We start from the raw sequence: 4,304 nt of genomic DNA on the forward strand, positions 1-4,304 counted from the left end.
TGGTGTGTCATTTAAAATTCAGGATAGAACCTATCTAAACCAGATCAGGGAATTACAGAATGAAAATAAAAAATGGGAACAGTTTCTACAGCATCCAGAGCGGTATTTTCCACAGCAAAAGCAACTCCCATTTAATACAGCATATTGCGATGAAGTACTAGTCAATCACCTGCGACGACATCGAAATCTTATGGTGAAAATTCTCGTTCATCATTCAGGTTGAGCTTGGAAACCTGTCTAAAAAGGTGTTTTTTATTCTGATTTTTGATAATGTGAAGATAGGGTCTTAAATTAAAAATAAGCAGAGTAATATAGTATTTTGACTATGTAATGAAATTGGGGGGATTTGGGGTGGTATCGGGGAAAATTAGTTATCGGCAGAGGGTGAAGGACATTTCAGGAATAATTCTCTTTTGGATGAGACTTGTTCAGTTTAATTATTATTTTGATCCTGCTGGAGGAGTACGGCAACAACCGAATAAAGCACAAAAAATTGGGTTAGATTTTCTTTCTAAGCTGTATGAGTTTAACCTATCTAAAGCATATGTAGAAGACAATTCTGATTTTTTTAGAGATCAAATACTGGCATCTTTCCATCGCGTCCTAGAAGATAAAAAAAAGCAATATCATCATCTTTCAGCGTGTCTAACCTCTGTAAAGCTTAATCAAGCTTCAGTATTCCCATTTTACACTGAAATGCGCTTGATCGATGCTCAAATCGAATATCCTGCCTTATTTGCTAAGGCTGTCGATCAGCATACGATTCCCTTCATCAAAATTGATTTTCCAAAAGGAAATATCGATCTAAAGACGTTAAGTTTTTTTGATCAGCAACTCACCATTCCTGATCAATTCATGAATGAGATGGATCGTCGAATTATTCCGTTTCAAGCAAAACTTGATGCTTGCTTCAAGCACAGCCAATCCATTAAATTTATCAGCCTAAAATTATTGTATATCGATCCCTTATACAATGTATCGGCTGACTCCAATAATCTAAATCATGCTAAAGAGCGCTGTCAAAAGCACCTGCAATTTTTTAGAGCGGAAATACGCAATATTGAAGGATTGCTGACACATTTTGATAAAATTGAATTTGGTATTAATTACTGTTTTAATATTTTTGCTGTTTTTTGTTTTAGAAATACACGTTCAGAAACGATCGCATCACTCGAAGAAAAAATTCGGCAGGTCTGGGAAAGTACGTTTTATGATTTGACGGAATTCGAACGTTGTACTTTGGCTCCTGGTTTAGAATTGCAAACCAAGCCTTATTGCGTGAGGGTGCAAAATTATCAGTGGGATGATTTTGAGACGGATGGAATTCTAAAAAAAGACTCAGCAAAATACAAAAATTTTGTTCGGACCACGTTAAATTATTTTGCTAACCAAACCGAGCTTTTTACTGTAAGTATCGCAGGACACGCATTAGAAGCAGGATGCTATTCAGAATTCGAAACAGCCAAAGATCAGCCAGTACTTGCTAAAACAGCAGTAAAGCAAAAACGAAATACTGTTCATAAACCTTATTCTGCTCATCAAAAAATATACGCAGATTTACTCAAAAAAAGTAAATTTTCCAGATCTGTTGCTGGGCAACTTGCAGAAATTCAACATTGCTATAATTTTTTAATACGAAAATTCGAAATCGCTTATCCCTTCAATCTTTATACAGATTTTCAATGGCTGATTAAAATTGAAATGTTTGTCTACTTGGCTGGAGAGTGGAAGCAATCATTGTATCAACCTTTAATGGTTAATCGTCCTATTTGGGCAACGGATCTCAATCGAATTTATGAGTATTTCTTTGCTGGAGTGAGCTTTATAGATATTTATACATCGCTGAAAAGATTGCTTGAGGAGTATGGCTGTATTTTTAGTACAAGAGTTCTGGTTGGTTTTTTGGCATTGCAGCAGATAGAAGAAAGGCAGGCTAAGTTCCATATGCAGGTGATGCGTCCAAATGAAATTAAGCACACACTTGTTGAAAATATCCGTTCTTTATTAGCAGGAACATTAGTTGAATTGTGTGATTATGGGAAAGCCTTAGATCAGATCGGTGTATCAGTCTTAAGCAGATTCAGCTATATCAACCATACACTTAAAAAGAAAGAGCTAAGCACAGTAAGGGAAAATGCGCAACACCAAGGACAGTCTGTAGCAAAATGGTTAAATTCACAAAGTGCACAAAGCAAAAAAGCGTATAGAATGTATTTGAAATACTGGGATGAGATGCAGGCTTATCAGGGGACACATGTATTGCTAACTCTGGTGATTGGCTGTGGCAATTTTACTGAAAATTTTACGATGATTGATTCTACAATTCGTAAGGCAATAGATCGATTGCAAAAAGTGGGTCAGCCAGAAATCTATGCATATCTTGGTCATTGGACCATCATTCAGTGTCAATCAGCTCAGCCCACTTATAAAGTAACCCTGTTGTTTTCGATCGATAGTAATTATACCGATTATGATGAGCGGACTGGCGAGTTGGGAGGGGGCTTCAAAACACTGTTTCTCGCTAAATTAAGAATGTTGTTCGGTAAATACAATGATAATAACACCATTGATGCGGATCATGTATCTATTGACATTTCAACATCCAGATTAGATGACGTAGACTTCCAAACTTTGGAAGAAGATCGAAAAAAACTGAAAAAAATATTGCATTCATGGTTCTATGAAGCCAGTCATTATTTTCAGTATTTTGTTTTGACCCCAATTGCGAACAAAAAAAATATTAAGGGGATTCAGAGAAAATAAAGCTGAAAACCATTTTTCTGACTTAACTATCGTAACGCTAAAATATATAAAAAGCCGAGCTTAGCCGAAGGTCTGGAAATTCTGCTGATCGGCTGGGCTATGGTTATTGCTTTTACGCTAAGACGGTTTTATATACTATTAATATAGAGATTAATACTAATAATAGATTAATGACTATAGCGTATAGAACTATAAATACTAGATATATCAATACAATCACTGTTACTCATACAGATAACAAGAACAGTTAGACATGTCATTCAGATCTGAATATATACCCAATATGGATGATGATAGGGACCAATAGTCCATGTAGGATGAGAGCACTATTCGATATATGCGGATAGTGGATGACTTGTTCTTACTCTAGATAAGAACACTATTTAAAAAAATAAGTCGATTGCTTAACTATGACGTGAATCATAGTTAAGGAAGTTCAACGTGTTCCCATTGGATTTAGATGATCAGGCAGGGGTGATGTGTACCATTCATACCTTTGTGGATGTATGTCTTAATTTTGATATTTCAGACGAAGCATTCATTTTCAACCTAGAACGCTTGTATTGCGCATTTGAAGCGTTTAAACAAGAAGGGCTTGAGTATGCAGCATCGCTTAGGGCGTTTATTGCAGTTACTGAATACGTCAATAGCCAACGTGGCATGCTTAGCTTTGCTGAATATCTGACAGGGCTTTCAATAGGGGAAATTAAGGCATTAAGACGAATCCTGCATGCGCATCGAGGGCTGATACGTGATGAGATCAAAAGCTTTGCGAGACGGAAAGAATTCAATCGAGTGGCATTACTTGAGGAGTTCGAAGGCGCAATTAAGGGGTATTATTCGGTTCTAGTGATCAGAGTGGATTTGAGCTATAGCAAGGACAGCATGAGTGAAATTACAGTAAATGACTTCTATCAGCATATCGGAAAACTACGTGATTTGATCACTGATAAGAATGGATATTTTGATGCACTTTTGACCTATGCGATCGCACTGGAGCAGGGTATAACCAAAGGCTTTCATGCTCACTTAGCATTGGTGATTAATCGGTCTGAGCACCAGAGCGATTATAAGATTGCTGAAGGGGTAATTGAGAAGTGGAATGAGATTACTTTAGGCAAAGGGACGGGATGGAACATCAACACGACAGAAAATAAAGAAAACTACGAGAAACAAGGTCGTTTAGGCATTGGAGATATTCGTCGAACAATACCCGAACAAGGCAATAATGCTTTGGGTGCAGTTGCGTATCTCAGTGACCCAGATAAATACGAGCAGACGTTATTGGTTAAACCACGAGGGCGTAAAACGTTTTATAAGGGGGATTATCAGCATCATGGTCGCCCAATACCTGATACAGAAGAAAATAGAAGAATCAAAGAGTGGAATGCGCAGACTGCTTTAGCAAAGCTGGAAGAGGAGATTTGGTTTAAAAAAATATGAACATGCCAGTTCTATGAAATCAATTCATTCATAGGACAACACATGAACCCTTCAGAGTTAGAGTTTGTTACAGCACCCCGATTAGAACATGACGTTTT

General features: G+C 37.1%; 2 protein-coding genes and 1 pseudogene. All 3 read left to right on the forward strand.

From position 1 onward, the window contains the following. Window positions 1-223, forward strand: a pseudogene (locus B4F08_RS12735) (hypothetical protein); the annotation flags it as partial. 107 nt (window positions 224-330) lie between these two features. Next, a complete protein-coding gene (locus B4F08_RS12740; protein ID WP_291374587.1) occupies window positions 331-2,763 on the forward strand; it encodes a hypothetical protein in 2,433 nt (810 codons plus the stop codon). Between the two features lie 441 nt (window positions 2,764-3,204). Further along, on the forward strand, window positions 3,205-4,206 hold the full coding sequence (locus B4F08_RS12745; protein ID WP_291374588.1) for an inovirus-type Gp2 protein: 1,002 nt from the start codon (window positions 3,205-3,207) through the stop codon (window positions 4,204-4,206). Window positions 4,207-4,304 lie beyond the last annotated feature (98 nt).

It is taken from the genome of Acinetobacter sp. UBA6720 (genome assembly GCF_002454215.1).
Lineage (GTDB): Bacteria > Pseudomonadota > Gammaproteobacteria > Pseudomonadales > Moraxellaceae > Acinetobacter.

Coding starts and splice junctions, on each gene's coding strand:
- B4F08_RS12740 (WP_291374587.1), top strand. CDS start 331: ATGAAATTGGGGGGATTTGGGGTGGTATCGGGGAAAATTAGTTATCGG.